13 protein-coding genes and 2 pseudogenes are annotated in these 16,274 nt (G+C 37.9%); 11 read left to right on the forward strand and 4 right to left on the reverse strand.

Features of this window, described 5'->3' with window-relative positions:
* Nucleotides 1-44: 44 nt before the first annotated feature.
* The 3 genes from AC6I1H_RS14080 to AC6I1H_RS14090 all read right to left on the reverse strand — a co-directional run bounded on the left by AC6I1H_RS14080 (nt 45) and on the right by AC6I1H_RS14090 (nt 2,914).
* Nucleotides 45-851 carry an ExeA family protein gene (locus AC6I1H_RS14080; RefSeq protein WP_497737572.1) on the reverse strand — a complete coding sequence of 269 codons (807 nt, stop codon included), beginning with the start codon at nt 849-851 and terminating at the stop codon, nt 45-47.
* Between the two features lie 17 nt (nt 852-868).
* Nucleotides 869-2,131, reverse strand: a complete 1,263-nt coding sequence (locus AC6I1H_RS14085) for a transposase (protein ID WP_497737573.1) — start codon at nt 2,129-2,131, stop codon at nt 869-871.
* 207 nt (nt 2,132-2,338) lie between these two features.
* Entirely contained in the window at nt 2,339-2,914 is a 576-nt protein-coding gene (locus tag AC6I1H_RS14090) for a DUF6431 domain-containing protein (RefSeq protein WP_497737574.1), read from the reverse strand.
* 900 nt (nt 2,915-3,814) lie between these two features.
* Between AC6I1H_RS14090 and AC6I1H_RS14095 the strand changes: the two genes are divergently transcribed.
* The 8 genes and pseudogenes from AC6I1H_RS14095 (at nt 3,815) to AC6I1H_RS14130 (ending at nt 9,582) form a co-directional block, all read left to right on the forward strand.
* Nucleotides 3,815-4,666 (forward strand): retron St85 family effector protein, encoded by an 852-nt coding sequence (locus AC6I1H_RS14095; protein ID WP_497740810.1) that lies wholly within the window; start codon nt 3,815-3,817, stop codon nt 4,664-4,666.
* Nucleotides 4,657-5,628: a retron St85 family RNA-directed DNA polymerase gene (locus AC6I1H_RS14100; RefSeq protein WP_497738163.1), complete on the forward strand. Its 972-nt coding sequence runs from the start codon at nt 4,657-4,659 to the stop codon at nt 5,626-5,628. Before AC6I1H_RS14095 ends, AC6I1H_RS14100 begins: the two co-directional genes overlap by 10 nt.
* 662 nt (nt 5,629-6,290) lie before the next feature.
* On the forward strand, nt 6,291-7,040 hold the full coding sequence (locus AC6I1H_RS14105) for a HEAT repeat domain-containing protein (RefSeq protein WP_497738164.1): 750 nt from the start codon (nt 6,291-6,293) through the stop codon (nt 7,038-7,040).
* 54 nt (nt 7,041-7,094) lie between these two features.
* Nucleotides 7,095-7,401: pseudogene (locus AC6I1H_RS14110) on the forward strand (DUF3788 family protein); the annotation flags it as partial.
* Complete coding sequence (locus AC6I1H_RS14115; RefSeq protein WP_497738165.1) at nt 7,398-7,865, forward strand: DUF3795 domain-containing protein; 468 nt, start codon at nt 7,398-7,400, stop codon at nt 7,863-7,865. The pseudogene AC6I1H_RS14110 and the gene AC6I1H_RS14115, both read left to right, overlap by 4 nt.
* A gap of 70 nt (nt 7,866-7,935) precedes the next feature.
* The gene (locus tag AC6I1H_RS14120; protein ID WP_497738166.1) at nt 7,936-8,670 is read left to right on the forward strand and encodes a hypothetical protein; all 735 of its coding nucleotides are present in this window, start codon (nt 7,936-7,938) and stop codon (nt 8,668-8,670) included.
* A gap of 235 nt (nt 8,671-8,905) precedes the next feature.
* A complete protein-coding gene (locus AC6I1H_RS14125; RefSeq protein ID WP_497738167.1) occupies nt 8,906-9,145 on the forward strand; it encodes an AbrB/MazE/SpoVT family DNA-binding domain-containing protein in 240 nt (79 codons plus the stop codon).
* On the forward strand, nt 9,136-9,582 hold the full coding sequence (locus tag AC6I1H_RS14130; RefSeq protein WP_497738168.1) for a type II toxin-antitoxin system VapC family toxin: 447 nt from the start codon (nt 9,136-9,138) through the stop codon (nt 9,580-9,582). The genes AC6I1H_RS14125 and AC6I1H_RS14130 overlap by 10 nt, the downstream gene beginning before the upstream one ends.
* A 169-nt stretch (nt 9,583-9,751) precedes the next feature.
* Here the strand turns inward: AC6I1H_RS14130 and AC6I1H_RS14135 are convergent.
* Nucleotides 9,752-10,222, reverse strand: a pseudogene (locus tag AC6I1H_RS14135) (beta-propeller domain-containing protein); the annotation flags it as partial.
* A gap of 149 nt (nt 10,223-10,371) precedes the next feature.
* On the opposite strand from AC6I1H_RS14135, the gene AC6I1H_RS14140 reads away from it, so the two are divergent.
* The 3 genes from AC6I1H_RS14140 (at nt 10,372) to AC6I1H_RS14150 (ending at nt 16,262) form a co-directional block, all read left to right on the forward strand.
* Nucleotides 10,372-11,316, forward strand: a complete 945-nt coding sequence (locus AC6I1H_RS14140) for a DUF4351 domain-containing protein (protein ID WP_497738169.1) — start codon at nt 10,372-10,374, stop codon at nt 11,314-11,316.
* Nucleotides 11,317-11,768: 452 nt separating this feature from the next.
* Complete coding sequence (locus tag AC6I1H_RS14145; protein ID WP_497738170.1) at nt 11,769-12,806, forward strand: carboxypeptidase-like regulatory domain-containing protein; 1,038 nt, start codon at nt 11,769-11,771, stop codon at nt 12,804-12,806.
* A gap of 66 nt (nt 12,807-12,872) precedes the next feature.
* Complete coding sequence (locus tag AC6I1H_RS14150) at nt 12,873-16,262, forward strand: choice-of-anchor Q domain-containing protein (RefSeq protein ID WP_497738171.1); 3,390 nt, start codon at nt 12,873-12,875, stop codon at nt 16,260-16,262.
* Nucleotides 16,263-16,274 lie beyond the last annotated feature (12 nt).

Here is a 16,274-nt window from a genome sequence, read left to right on the forward strand (position 1 = left end):
GTATCCCTACAGAGCCCTATCCTCCCTGAAGGAGAAGACACACCTTAAGCAGTAATATTAAGCTCCGTTTGAGCCTGAAAAACCACCTCAGCATCAATAGACTTTAACTTCTCATTAGCACCAGAGATAAGACACATTCTGGCAAGAGAATTTAAAGGCCTCAAACAACCATTGGTGCTGGAAAACAAAAGCTCAAAAGCATTATCAGTAAAAACAGGCTCAGAACATCCTGCTATCTTCAACCTTGATAAAACATACTCTTTTGTTTCATCCTTCGTAAGCCCCTTCAAACAATAATTAACCACAATCCTCTGACGAAGCGCCTCATGAGGCTGCCTTGAAAGCTGAGAAATGAAAGGAATCTGACCAGACAAAATCAAAATAGCATAATCCTTAGAATCCATCTCGAAATTAAAAATAATCCTCAAATCATCCAGCACCTGATTCTTTAAAAACTGAGCCTCATCAATAATAATTACCGGAGTGATATTCTTGCTCTGACGATACATATAAATAGACTCCTGGATCTGGCGGAACATATCCACCTTCTTATGGAAAGGAATAACTCCCAGGCCGTTGCACAAAGCCCTGTAGAACTCCATTACAGTCAACGTCGATATAGGTATATACACGCACTTGTAAAGATTGGGATTAAGCGTGCCTACAAAATACCGGAGCAAAAAAGATTTACCAACACCCGGCTCACCGGTTAACAGCCCAAAACCCAAAGTATTTTTCAAAAACTCAAGCCTATTTAAAGCCTGGGAAAAATCCTGAGATTTAAAATGATGCTTCACATCCATATCCTTTGGGAAAGGATCACAACAAAGACCATAAAAAGCCTGAAACACAAGAAAACACCTCCAAATCAGTTTACTGTAAAACAGGAAAAATCCATGGGTTTTACGTTTTCATTTCTTCGTATCCTGGAATTATCAATTTTCTTCACAGGGTAAATAGTATCCATAAGCTTACCATCCTCCGAGAAGATAAACGCCTTATCAAGACTCGAAGGGTCATAGCGGATATTGATTCTGTCACCTATGTAATTCATGGGAACCTCAAAAAGCAAATTATCAATAGATACCGTAGCGTCATTTTTAACCTTGCGGGAAATTCTGTAAAGAAAAATGTAATCAAGCTCCTGCTTTGAACCTACAAACCTTATGCGCTCTATATGGCTTAAAAACTTATCCATAGGCTTTGCACCGATGGCAGAATGTATTCTATTGTTGTAATCTTCCTCAACATAATGAGTCAAAGAAACATTCAGTTCATCCAAAGACTTAAAACTTGCCCAGTCGATAACATTCATCCACTGGTCCTGAAGGGTTTTAAACCACCTCTCAATCTTGCCCTTCGACTCTGGGGAAAAAGGGCGGGCATAGCAAAGAATAGTTCCCAAAGAAGCACAAACAAACTGCATCTGATCACTTTTATACACCTTGCCATTATCCACAAAAAGCTTTTTGGGTATACCCCTTTTAGCAACACCATTTTTAAATACCGAAAGCAAAGCCAAAAGATTATCGGAGAAAAAAGCCTGAGAGTGGATAATGAGCCTTGTGGCATCATCAATAATGGCAATAATATATGTTTTGTGCTTTCTGCCATCTATAGTAAGATAGGGTCCTACCGAAATATCCGACTGCCAGCATTCATTGGCAAATTCAAACTCAAAACACCTTCTATCTACAGGCTCAAGCTTTATCTTAGAAATATCGGCTTTAGAAATAAACCTTTGAACCGTAGACAAAGAAATATCGGTATAACCGATATACCCTTTGGCGATAAGCTCCTGATATATGGCCTTAGCGGACCTTCTAGGGAAATTGGCCTTAGAACTTACGATAAACTCCTTTGCCTCATCGGGAAGCTTCCTGGACTTACCCTTGTCAGAGCGCCCTTTGGGGTAAAGGCCATCAATGCCATACTTCCTGTAATTCCTCAGCCATTCCTTTAAAGTTTCAGGAGCAAACTCCTCCTTAGTGCCCCGGGGAGTATCATATTTTTTTGAGCATACATCTTCAAGATACTCTCTGGCAGTAGGCTGAGCAAAAGTCTCCGTCACAAGTGGAGCAATCAAAGAATACCGAAACAAAGCTATTTTCTGCTTTAAACTCTCATCCATGGATAGTAACCTCCTTTTGATATTTATCCATATTTTTACCAGGAGGCTATCTTTTACCCTTAAAAAATTATGTGGGATGAAAAAATACCAAAAAAGGCCAGTTAAAAATCTATCTTTGAGGTTAAAACAAAGTAAAGAAAACAAAAAAACACCCCAAAATGAGGTGAAAAACCTAAAAAAGTACATACCTGTCCCTTCGCATTCTCTCTATGAAATTTTTTTAAAAAAGTATGCAGGCATTTTTGTAAAGTATACAAGGTTAAAGTCTTGCTTTTTTTCAATAAACAGCCAGATTTTATTGACAATACAGGATACACTGGGCTTTGCCATATCAAAATACATGTCATCGATATTTGCAAAGAACAGATTCACATGAGGGGTCACATCTATCATGCGCTTTCTAAAAAAATATATATTGGCGGAGCTAAATAAGGTATGAGGATTTAGACCCTTAAAAACTTCTAAAATCTTAAGATAGGAGTACCTTTTGACAAAGGAATAATAAAGGCAAAGGAATATATGATAAAAGCAATATTGACGATGGGGTATCAAAAAGCTCGGTATTAGTGAATAAGTTTTATTGCATGAAGGGCACTTTACCCGGAGGATGAAAACCTTGTAAACTTCATATTGTGTTATGACATATCTCTGGTAAAAACCGTGGCGATGTAGCTTTCCCTCATACCCACAGTTTCTACAACCGCAAATTACCGGAAAATCATTGTCTTTCCCTAATTTTGCATATCTTGTAATAATTACTTGAAATTTGGTTATACTAATCATGACAATCAAATTTCAATTTTATTTAGAGGGAAAGCAATTGTCTGGTCTTTCCCTCTATATTTTTATTGTTCCAAGTTATACCATTTTTAAACAAAAAAGTTCAGATTAAATAATCTTACACCTTTTAATTCGGATTATTCAATCTGACGTGAAGGTCCCGGGTTAGTTTAATTTGCTGTTTTTTATACTTTTTGAGGTTAAAAAGTGTGCTGTATAATACATAAGAAGGGGTGGTGAATAGTTTAAGAAGTTTATTTAAGGCTACCTGAAACTCGGGAGAAAAAAGTTTTTTAAGTGCGGTTTAAAATGAGAGGTTCCAGTATGATAGCCTGTTAAGGCGCCAGCCGCCCATCTCCCTCTATGCTCGAACTTCATAGTCATACTTCGAGGGGGTGGGGGCTGGCCCCATCGGCTGGCTAATCATAGAGGGGAGGCTTGTTGTCAACTGGATTCTTGAAAAGGTTTTTTCCCTATGTGAAATGAAAATTCTAATGTTAATTATTTACATTAATGTCATCTTTAAGAGGGGTAAAATTTAATTATAAAAAGGTCCATTTTTCACTTGACAAATACATATTTATTTGTAAGAAGGATTTTCCAGATGTATGAAGAATATAAAAAGTGTCTGATATTTAAAGATCGGGGTTTCTAGTAAAAGGTTAAATAGATGCCTTGTGTAAGCAGGGCAAGACAGATTGTATAGGTTTATCGTGCGAAAAGCTCGCTCGACTCGCGTCAGGCGAGTCTCGCTCACTTTTCGCACTTAAGTAGAAACCCCGATCATTTTTTGGAGGTTACAGTGAAAAAGATTCCAGATTATCGATTTCAAAGACTATATCCTGATAAATTCTTAGAAGAATTAACTAAACAAAGCTATTCATATGTAAGAAGTGATGCAAAATATCCGAAGTTTTTTTCTTATGTGGGAAAAAGCAAGATTCTAAAGAGATGACCAATAGATTATGGGTGAAAGAATTCTATAAAAAGCATGATAATTCTATTATATGTATTTTTGCAGAAAACTTATGGGAAAAAGAAAGTAAAATCCAGGAATTAGACTTATTAACATATGAAAGTTTTTTAGCTGAAGCGAGTGATGCGATTTTATTGTTTGTTGAAAGTTATGGAACTGCATGTGAATTAGGGGCATTTACTATAAAAGATAATTTAGCTAAGAAAATAGTTGTTTTTAATGATTCATCCTATAAAAATGAGAATTCATTTCTTACGGAAGGCCCAATAAAAAAAATAAAAAACAGTAATCCAGAAAATGTTATTTATTCTGATTTAAATGCTATTTTTTCGAATACCCAGGTTTATACAAAACTTTATGAATTAATTAATATGGAGAAAAAAATAAAAATTAACCGGGATATAAATAATGTCAGAATTAATGCTTTTATTATTGAAATTTTAGAATTAGTTTCTTTGCTTGGACCAATTACACAAGATGATGTATTACAGGTTTACAAGCAGATAAAAGGCTTTAAGTATAGGTTTGAATTTATTACGGAAACTAACAAACCACTTAATATTCCAATGAGTTTTATTTTTAATTTATTAACTAATTCTGGACTTATAATAAAAAGAAATGATAACTATACAATCGAGTCTAGCTTAAATAGGATAAATTTTATGTTTAATCTTGATAATATTAAATTTTCAAGTTTGCGCGCCAAATTTTTATCTAGGAAGTTTAAATATAATAAAGAAAGTATTTTTATTAAAAGGGAAGATCGTGAATGTCTATAAAAGCAAGAATTGCAGATGAATTAAACATATCTATTGCTTTAATTAACTTAATTGATTCGGACAGTAGCAGATATTATAGTCGCTTTTCAATTCCCAAAAAAAATGGGGGAATCCGTAAAATATATCACCCTTCTCCAATATTGAAAGCATTACAATACTGGATGGTCGATAGTATTTTCTCTCATATGCCCATATCAAAATTTGCTACAGCATATCAAAAAGGAAATTCAATTAAAAAGAATGCATATTTACACAAAGACTGTAAACACTTATTACATCTGGACATAAAAGATTTTTTTGAATCTATAAATGAGAGACATATAAGTAAGTTGCTTGAGGCTAATAAAGACAAATTAGTAATAGATTCTCTATCAAAGGAGGATATAGATTTCATAAACAATGTTTGCCTCTATGAAGGTCAGCTAACTATTGGAAGTGTGAGTTCACCAATAATTTCAAATTGCGTTATGTTTGATTTTGATAATGAGATAAACAATGAGTTGTCTACATATGGTATTACTTACAGTAGATATGCTGATGATATGCTATTTTCTTCCTCAACATATATTAGCAACTCAGTTGTTGAAATAGTAAAAAATACGTTAAATAAATATGGATTCAAATTAAATGAAAATAAAACAAGCTTCATGTCTCCCAAGGACAGAAGAATTGCGACTGGATTAATAATAGATCGCGGTAAGGTTACAGTTGGACTATCTCGTAAAAAACAAATAAAAAAGATGATTTATAAAAAATTAAAATACAATGAAGGTAATGGTAAAGAGATACTTGGTTATTTGTATTTTATTAAAGATATAGAACCTGAATTTTTCAATAAACTTATTCTGAAGTATTCTAATTTTGGAAACATTATTGAGAAGCTAAACCGTTTGGATAGGAAATCTAAAGATGAGATAAAGACTTATAAGATACAAGTTGCTACTGCAAAAGATACAGAATGATTTTATTAATATAAAGCAGAATTATTACTGCTTTTTATTTTTCAGTATTTACGAAGCTTTGTCTAATAATGCATTACTGGAGGACGCATAGGGCAAGAGTTTAAAGCGTACGCGCCACATACCCCGGCCTAACTGTGGCGGCGGTCGGCTGGTCGAGGTCTAAGAAAAGAGCTTTCTAGGGCTTGGCCTTTGCCTTAAGATCGGGAGATGTTGGCAATGCGGGACCGTTATACGAACATACCACGCTTAATATTCGCGATGTCCTGTCGCGATTGAGAAAGTCAGGATAATACCGATATTTATCACAAAACCTACAATAATTACCAGTCTAATCATATTAACAAAATAAATTAAAAAGAAAGGGGTAATGCCATTAACTACAGACTAGGTGAAAATGGACTGCCGATTGATTCAGTAGAAGGAAATATTGCATTAAAAGTATATAGGAAGAAACTTGGGGAAAGTGTATTCAGAAGGATAACGCCCGTTGCTTGTATATTAATATGGGCAGGAATATGCCGACATGAACCAAACCTGTTAATACTGAAGGAAAAGTGGAACAAATACTGAGTAGGAATTAATATTTCTATGGCATTGTTGAATAAGCAAAAACTTGATAGAATGGTAAAAGGAAAACAAGGCCGACTCAAAGGAGAAAATGTATGAAAAAAGTTGAAGCGTATATTGGGAAATTGAAAAGCTTAGAATATTGGGATTCTTACCTGATGCAAGAATCGGGACTACCTGGCCACCGCGCCAACATAGAATTAGCCCAGGCCGTTGCAGAGGTAGGAAATGAAGAAAAATTTTTGCACCTGCTCAGCTATACACCTGAAAAAGCTCCAGTAAATTCACAACAGGAATTCTTGGCTTTTTGCGGAACGCTGGGATTAGGTAAGCTTATAAAAGAAGGGAAAAAAGAATACCTTGAAAAATTACGTTTACTTGCATCAGACACCAGGTGGAGAATTCGTGAAGCGGTAGCAATGGCCTTGCAGATTTACGGCGAAAATCATATGGAAGAACTAATAAAACAAATGGAAGAATGGGCAAGGGGTAACAACTATGAAAAAAGAGCTGCGGCAGCAGCACTTTGTGAACCAAAATTGTTAAAACAAAAAGAGCAAGTATTGAAAGTGCTGCAAATATTGGATGACATTACAGATTCAATTAAAAAAACCCCGGATAGAAAAGACGAAAGTTTTAAAGCTCTGAAAAAGGGAATGTCATATTGCTGGAGCGTCGCGATAGTTGGGACCCCTGAAGAAGGCAAAAAAATATTTGAAAAATGGACATCCAGTACAGACAAAGATATTATTTGGATAATCAAAGAGAACCTTAAAAAGAATCGTTTAAACAAAATGGATCGAGAGTGGACAGAATTTTGGGCACAAAAGATGAGTAAATGTTAGTTGCCGCTTCGCATAAACAATACATTAAGTTGTTTATCTAAATCTTCACATCCCTATGAGTACAAATATCGTCGAGGCGGAAAGACATTTGTGCTTTGTATGCAAAAGAAAACTGCTTAAGGTTTATAGTGATTTTGGGGAAGGAAAGATGAATTTTAAGCTGATAGACAAAGTTATTCCACCGCTGTTTGCCAAGTATATGGTAAAACAACGACCTATCATGATGGGAAATGGCTTATGTTTGAACTGACAGACACTTCTTTATTTAACGATATAAAAAGATTTGGCAATCAAACGGAAACCTAATAAAAGTATAAAATTTATGGCTGATCATTATTTGATTGGAGGTTTAGTTGAATGAGCTTTCGATTTGATTCATTTTGTGGCTTATATTGTGGAGCATGTGACACTCTCATAGCAAATATGGAAAATAAGGTTAATGAGTTAGCCAAAAATCTAGGAAGGACTTCAGAAGATGTAACATGTCATGGTTGTAAAACTACAGTAAATAGTGTCTATTGTAGGAAATGTGAGTTAAAGAGATGTGCTAAAGATAGAAAGATTGAATTTTGTTGTGAATGTCCGGAATATCCTTGCCAGAGACTCATAGATTTCAGACATGATAAATATTCTCACCACTCGGTAGTGATAAAAAATCTAGATTTCATAAAAAAACACGGGGTTGAATATTGGTTAAGAGAGCAAAAATCCAGGTGGAGTTGTCCTGAGTGTGGTTTAAATTTTAGTTGGTATAGTGAGAAGTGTGGGAATTGTGGTTCGAAAGTTTTTAATTGCATAGATGAAGAAGCAGATTTAGAGAAATAAATAAGTTGAGAATAGCGCATTAAGGCCGGGTGATGTCGGAAAAGCGGGGGCGTAAAAGGGGTCTTCTTTAATGTTTAAAAATATGTTTAAAACAAGCAGATTGTTCTTTACAATAATTCTATTGATGTTGATGGTGATTGCCGTCACACCCGCATGCTATGGGAATGCGGGAGAGCCGCCATCGATATTGATAATAGTCCCAAATGCACCTGATGACCTTGAAATAAGCATCGGATCAGATAATACATATGCAAAAGCCAGCAAAATCGACAAGGCTGTAGAAACGTATTATGCTTTTTATTCACACGATTTAAGATTTGTCGATAGTTACACTATAAAAATAAACACAGGAGATAGCGCCTTTGAAATATTATTGGAAGAGCCTTTAAAATCATATAACAACATCTATACGCTGAACCTGGACAATCGGACACTTACACCGGGGAAATTACTGTCGAGATCTATTGTTTTAGTGTCTCTGCGAATAGCTTTGACACTTTTGATAGAAGCCATCGTATTCTGGTTATATGGTTTCAGATGTAAAAAGTCCTGGATTGTCTTTCTTGCAATTAATTTAATCACCCAGGGGGCATTAAATATCTGGCTGAATGGTTTTGGTCCTCTGGCAAACTATATTATTTTTACGCTAGTATTGGGAGAAATCCTGGTATTCATTGCTGAAATTGTCGCATTTTTAACCCTTATACAGGAGCATCACCCGATGAGGACATTTTTATATGTTATTACAGCAAATTTATTGAGCTTATTTGCAGGAGGTTACATAATCACAGTTCTGCCGATATAATCTTATATGTTCCGGATAATATTATAGAAACCATACGGTTATTATGATGAAGAATATGAGACTGATGATGAAGAACGCGAAGATTAGTTATTGAGTATTTGAAAAAGTTAAGCTGTGGAATTTCCACAGCTTTTTTATATCCTAGTCGATGCGAAGAACTGATATTAAAGTTGAGGTTCTTGAAAGTAAAGATTATAATTAAAAGTAAAGAATCATTGAAGGAGGTAAAGAAATCATGCATATTGTAAAACTATCAAGCAAAAACCAAATTACTATTCCGGCGCAAATATGCAGAGCACTAAAAATAAAAAAAGGCAATAAACTTTGGATAGAACAAAAAGATAATAGAATTATATTAACACCGGAGCCACAAGATTATGTAGAATACTATTATGGAATCGCAAAGGGAACCTATGGCAAATGCGCTGAAGAGATGGATGAGTATGTTAAAAAGGAGAGAGAAGATTGGGAATAGACGTCTTGATTGACCGCATTAAACAGGATAAAAAAGTGCTGATAGATACAAATGTCCTTATTTATTTTTTAGAAGGAAATGATGAATTTGGCTTGGCTTCAAAAAAAGTTCTAACATTAATAAAAAATGCCGAAGTGAAAGGCTATGTTTCTGTCATCTCTCTTGCTGAACTGCTCGTGAAACCCTTGAAGATGAAAGATGCAAAATTGGTTACTGAAATAAATAAGTTTATTAATAATTTTCCTAATTTGAACCTGGTTTCTGTAGATAAACATGTGGCTACTGTAGCTGCACAGATAAGGGCAGAGTACGGGTTAAAAATGCACGATGCTTTGATAGTATCGTCCGCAATATCATTAAAATGCGGTATCATAACAGTGGATACAGGATTTAGAAAAATAGAAATCCCCATCTATGATTTAAAAAGTTTTGTTTGAAGCGCCATTTTATTTTCAAAATCATTCAACTATAAATATTTTCAAAATAGATTAGCCATGTGAGACTGAGACAGGGGACGGTTCTCTGACTCACTTTTGAGTCAAGGAACCGTCCCCTGTCTCATAGCACTGCTACCTGGCATGCAAAGGCTGTTATTGCCTGTCATGATGTGTAGCCGATATATATGATGCGCTCCACGTTTCTTTCGCTGTCGTACCAGCCTTTGCCGGACTTGAGGTAGTCTTCGGGGGAAAGGTGGGTGATCCGGCCCTTCAGTTTGAAGCCCTTTTGAAGGTCTATATCGTATACGTACGCCCTCTGGAAGGAAAACTCGCCGTACTGCGGGATGTTGCCTTTTATTGCATCATCCCTGTTTTTTATCTCCATAACGGTGACGGGGAAGGCCATGAGGTTCTTTTCTCTGGAAAAGAGCAAGGCCCTGTGGTTTTCTAGAAGTTCCGAATCCGTTCCCCGGTCACCGATGATTTCTTTGAATTTTTCCACCGGATGATTCACATCGCTGACATCAAAGAGGGCTATCTTCATGCCATGGTAAAAAGCCGCGGTTCTTACGGGGTTGCCCTGGGCATCTTTTTGTTCCACTTCTATGGTATCCTTTCCAAAACCTATGATGTGGTTCATAAAGACCGCAGGGACACGTCAATATATTTTAAAAATAAATATTGAACTTTATGATTGAATATTATATACTGTAATTATAACGAACATGTGTTCCATATAAAACTATTTACAAAAAATTAAATAATTGATATGATGGAGTTGATAAAATGAATGAAAAACAAAGAGAAATTTCTTATCAGAATTATGACATCGTATTCAAATATGCCACCCAGACATTACAGGGTAAAATGCTTGATTTTCTAGGACTTCATACAGCACCTATAGTAGAAGTAGTACCCACTGAACTGCCATATATAGAGGCACGGAGAATCAATGAAGATTATATATTCAGACTTCAGGATGATACTTTGCTACACCTTGAATACCAGTCGACCATAACCTTAGACGATATGGTCAGATTCATGATATATGATGTCAGACTATATGAGCAATATAAAAAAACTATAAAAACAGCTATCATATGCTGGAGAGATATAGATACCTATGATATAGGTAAAATTGACGCAGGATCTATAACTTATAAAACCGATATAATAAAAGTAAAGATAGAAGACCCGGACCAAATTCTTATAGAGGAAGAAAGCAAGATACGAAAAAATGAGGAACCCGATATAGCCAGAATAGTATTTCTGCCTGTCATGAGCGGTAAGAATAAGGTTAAAGATATAACTCTAAAAACAATAGAAATCATAAAGAAGATAAAAAACAGACAGCATGAGATTGATCAACTGATAGCCACGGTGATAATCCTCGTAGATAAGCTGCTGGATGAAGAAACCATAGAAAAATTATGGGAGGAATTTAAAATGCTGAATGTATTTAAATATGCCGAGGAAAGAGGAAAAAAAGAAGGCTTTCAAGAGGGCATTGAAATAGGGATTGAAAAAGGAATTGAAAAAGGAATTGAAAGAGGTGTAGGAAAAGGTATAGCTGAGACCATAATCAGGCAACTTTGCAAAAAACTTGGAGAACTGCCCTGCAGGTACAAAGAAAGAATTCTGGGCCAGGATAGGCAGACTCTTGAATTGATTGCGGAAAACATTTTTGAGATTGAATCGCTAAGTGATCTTGACAGATTCTTGAAGCAGTGAAAATAAACTCAGCCGCACAAAAATTGAGGGTGGTTACGGTACCGGTACTTACGATGACGCAACAGTCGTGTAAAAGGTATAATCAAATAAGACTTAAATTAAAACAAAAGACAAGGAACGCTTTCCCTGTCTATTTTTTTATGCTTCATTCAGGAAGTAATACGTGAAGATATACGAACCTGATATAATCTTCCACGACGACGGGCCGCCAATTCTGCCGCACATCAGTTTGCCCGCAGCATATTTTTTATTAAGAAATTGTAATTGAGTCATGAGTCAGCATGAGTCAGAGAACCGTCCCCTGACTCATCCCCTGACTCACCATCTAATTGATGTAACTCATTATAATTTTATTATCATATTATGTAGTAACCGACAAAGAAGATAAGTCAATGGCCTTCAATAAAAGTGCAGTGGACTTGATTTATTTTAAGGGGAGGTGTAGACCTATAATGGCTGACGGAAGCGTGACCATTATTGTTAAAGATGTTAATGACAATCTAATAAATGGTTTCAAGTATATTATCAATTTAAACAATGTAGGAGACCCTCAAGTGGAACTCCCTGAGAATAGCAGAGATCCATCTTTGTTTCCATCGTTAAAACCGGGAGAAAGCTACAGTCCTGTAATCTTGACGGGAGAAAGCGCAACTTCTCAAGCAAACGTGACAATACCCGAGGGAAAATATATAATTTCTGTTTTGGCACCCGGGTATAAGATGGGTGGCAATTGGGTGACGGTGCTGCCGGGTGCTGATACTATTATAGAAGTAAAACTTTATCCAAATCCGCTGCCGCTGTCGAAAATAAGAGTTCGGGTTTTTGAAGACAATCATCCTGTAAACGGGGAAGATGATATACCACTGGAAGGTGGATTGGAAGGGTTTCGGGTTGTAATTAGCGATGCTGTCGGTGAAGTAACCGTAGACTATTTTGGGAATCCACTAGGAACCCAATACGAGAAGGATATAAATGGGGATATAGTGTTTGACCCTTCAGGAAACCCAATTCCCATACCTGATACAGGAGGAGTTGTTCTTACAGATGAAAATGGCTTGGCCTTGATAGACAATATTCCGCCCGGAAAATACGCAGTTCAGGCTATACCGCCGGATGGAACGGATTGGATACAAACTACTACTATTGAAGGAACTCATGAAATCGATGTATGGATTCAAGAGGGCAACGATGGATATAGCCCGAGGGAAGGTTTTATGGTTCCATTAGTATGGATAGGTTTTGTGAAACCCATGAAGTTTGAAGTAAAGCCTCCTTCAGAAGTGGGGACCATAACCGGCAGGATAATGACAGTTATAGAATTTGTACCACCTTTTAGACCTTTAACTTTAGGAAGACCCGTGGAAAGACCCTGGATTGCCCTTACGGACATTGGGGCAAATGACCAGCAGGTATATACGGGAAGAGGAAATGTTGATGGTACCTTTACAATAGAAAACGTACCGCCGGGCATATATCAAATGGCCATATAGGATGAACCTTTAGACTATATTATTTCTTTCCGTACAGTCCAGGTTGCAGCCGGACAAACGGTAAATATGGGGGATATAGGCATACCGAGATGGTACGGATATATTGAAGGCGATGTATTTTATGACGAGAACGAAGACGCTGAACCGGAACCCGGAGATACAGCGATACCAAATGTCGAAATGTTTACAAGATTTAAAGATGGCAGTATTCAATATATGACCATATCTGATATGAAAGGAAAATATCTGTTTAACGAGGTATTTGAATTAGAGCGTTTTGCAGTAGCTGAAGTCGGTTTCACCAGGTTTAAAAAAACCGGGGGAACAGCCATACCGGATTATGGCAACCCTGCACAGAAGCCACCTATAACGGAGCAGGGAGCACTGACTATGGCGGAGTTAACCTGGGCTGCCAAGACCAATAAGATTGACTGGGGTAAAAAGGCTTACCGCTCGGCGGAAAACGGTGGAATTTCAGGTATGGTTTATTATGCCACCATGAGAAATGAAATGGATCCAAGGATGGCAGCAGCCGAAGATTATGAACCCGGGATACCCAATGTGACGGTAAATCTTTATGCCACTGAAGAAATAGACGGGCAAATAGTTCAGGGGCAGCTGATTAGCACGGTGACCACCGATGCATGGCAGCATCCCACAGGCTGTACGGATGCGGACAATAATCCTGTACCTTGTTTGGAAGTCCCCAATATATCAAATCAAATCAGGCCCGGAGTGTTCGACGGAAGATATGCTTTTGAACCATTACCGAGTGGCACTTATATAGTGGAGGTAGTACCGCCGGCCGGATATAAGGTAATAGACCAAACGGGTTCCGTAAATACCGGCGAGGGAGATGAATATTTTATTGATACCACCATAACTTCTAGGGCACGAGGCTTGAAGGAAGAGATTTCCGCTACCGGCTGTATAGATGAATGGGCCCGGGACAAAAAAGACCTTATGACACCGCCGCCTTACTATGAGCCGCCGGAAACTCCCGGGTCAATAGATATCTATAAAAAGATAGTCAAAGTTATAGAGGGCAGAAATAGTACGGCAGATTTCTTCCTGTATACAGATGTACCGGTGCCGGGAAGAATAGTAGGTTTCTTATTGGATGATGTGAATATAGAAACGGACCCCGCCAGGATATATTTTGGGGAAAAAAGGGGTATACCCAATACTCCGGTTGGAATAAGGGATTTTAAAGGAAAGCTGATTACCACGGTCCATTCGGATATAAATGGGGTTTTCGAAGTTTTGCTGCCGTCAACTTATACACGGAATGTTCCCATACCGTCGGGAGTGGCTCCCGGAATGTATTTAGTGGTTGGAAATGATCCTGGAGACCCGGACCATCCCAACCCATTATATAATCCAAATTACCAATCTTTAACATTGGTGTTTGATGTATGGCCGGGAAAAACCACTTATGCAGATGTAGCATTGTTCCCCATCACAGCGTTTACCGGAGAAGTGGGTGGAGCCCATTTTTCACAGCCGCCTCAGTGCAACCTGAAAGATGATGTTCCGCAGGTATTTAAGCTAAGCAGAGTTGAAGCAGATGCGGATAGTCCAAATGACATGGATAGAACCTTTACTATTTACGGGAGAGGATTTGGCAGCTCCGGGAAGGTAACTTTAGATGGTGTGGAAATTGATATTATTGACTGGACCCCTACAAGTATTGAGGCAAAAATTCCTCCAGGCTTTACAACCACAGGACCTGCCCAATTGATAGTGACCAATGCCCTGGGGAACAGGAGTATAAATGGCATCACCTTCCATGTTCGTAAGAACAATATTTATTGGCCGGATATCCTTCATGTAAAAAAAGATGGAACCGGGGATTATACGACTATTCAAGAAGCTGTAGATAATGCTCTGGATGGGACTATTGTAATTGGTCATGAAGGGACATATTTTGAAAGTCCGATTTTGTATAAGAATGTGAAGCTTCAAGGCCTGGGGCCGGGAGGATTAGACCCGAACAATAATCCGGTAATCGGTTCCGTTGTAGATGGCAGGTTCTTCTTATCTTATCTAGATCAATGGCTGGCAAAGCTTAATAGTATTGATTTTGACGGACCGGAGCTGGTGGATCCGGGTCAGGTCAAGGAGATAAGCAGAGGGCAAGTGATTACGGTTGTAGCTAAGGAAAACCGGTTTTCATCCGGCTTTAGACCTCAAATTGACGGGTTTAAGATAACGGGAGCAAGGGGAGAAGACGGAGGAGGAATCTATATCAATGCCCACTGCAACTATCTTGTTATAAGCAACAATGTAATACAGAGCAATGGCGGAGGATTTGGCGGAGGAATTACCATTGGAAAGGCCTATGCAGGCAATAATTACAATTCCAATATAACCATAAGCCATAATCAAATTCTAAATAACGGCGGCATCAGCCTGGCAGGCGGCATAGGAATATTTAACGGGGCCGATGATTATTCCATTGAGTATAACTTTATATGTGGAAACTATTCTGCTGAATACGGTGGAGGTATTTCACATTTTGGCCTGAGCAGGAGGGGAAAGATCCATCATAATGTGGTTCAATTCAACAACTCCTTTGATGAAGGAGCAGGAATACTCATAGGCGGAGAGCAGCCTGTACCGCCGGCTGTATTGACCAGAGGTTCCGGAGAAGTTGATATATATAACAACCTGATAAGAGGTAATGTGGCCAATGATGACGGAGGAGGATTAAGATTATTACAGCCTCTTGACTATAGAATCAACATATACAACAACATGATAGTAAATAATGTTTCTACAGATTTGGGCGGAGGAATAGCCCTGGATGATGCTTCAAATGTTGTCATTGTAAACAATACTATAGCTAAAAACATTACTACAGCTACAGCCGAAGATAGTGACAGGCTGGCCCACGGAGCAGGACTTGCAAGTGAACTCAATAGTGCAGCATTCCAGGCCGTACTCCCACCAGGATCTGATAATTTTAGCAATCCTATATTATTCAACAATATTTTCTGGGATAACAGGGCCGGAATCTATGATCAGACTTTGAACGGCGGGACCGGGGGAATTTGGGGAATTGGAAATTATGGTGAACCTGTAACGGTTATAGATCTGGAGGTATTTGGAACCAGCCAGACCTTTAATCCAAGATATTGCATTCTGACAAATCTTTATGGCGGTGGAAGCAACAATATTGTATCGGATCCGCTGTTTGTAGAAGAATACAATATAAAACTTTCAGCTGTAGCCTTCAACATGGAACCGGATTTTATATCGGTAAAAATTGTAACTGTAGTTCCGGAGATTTTGGGGAATTATCACATAACTGGCGGTTCTCCTGCCATTGACCAGGGGGTAAGTTCTATAACTGATGGCACGACTACTTATTTTGCACCAAACACTGATTTTGATGACAATCCAAGACCGCAGGGCGCAGGCTATGACATCGGTGCCGATGAGTATATGGCCTAGGAAAGGGGTGAA

The sequence above is a fragment of the Biomaibacter sp. TOL genome, assembly GCF_059717795.1.